Source organism: Achromobacter sp. SIMBA_011 (genome assembly GCF_046535435.1).
Classification (GTDB): Bacteria; Pseudomonadota; Gammaproteobacteria; order Burkholderiales; family Burkholderiaceae_B; genus Achromobacter; species Achromobacter dolens.
The window spans coordinates 1-271 of sequence record NZ_JAWRWN010000478.1 but is presented as its reverse complement, the minus strand read 5'-3'; the positions used below and the strand labels follow the sequence as shown (position 1 = coordinate 271).

Here is a 271-nt window from a genome sequence, read left to right as displayed (position 1 = left end):
GATGTCATTGCCGCCCATGGTCTGGGCGATGCCGTCGATCTCGAAAAGGCTTATGCCGAAGGTCGTTTCCTGCCGCCGATCACCCATCCCGATCCGGCGCATCTGCATCTGACCGGCACGGGCCTCACCCATCTGGGCTCCGCCGCGACCCGCGACAGCATGCATAAGAAGACCACGGAAGCCGCCGAAGAAAGCCTGACAGACTCCATGAAGATGTTCCGCATGGGTCTCGAAAACGGCAAGCCGAAGGCTGGCGAAAAGGGCGTTCAGC

General features: G+C 61.3%; 1 pseudogene. It reads left to right on the top strand.

Features of this window, described 5'->3' with window-relative positions:
- A pseudogene (gene araD1, locus SB816_RS31785) lies at nucleotides 1-271 on the top strand (2-keto-3-deoxy-L-arabinonate dehydratase AraD1); the annotation flags it as partial.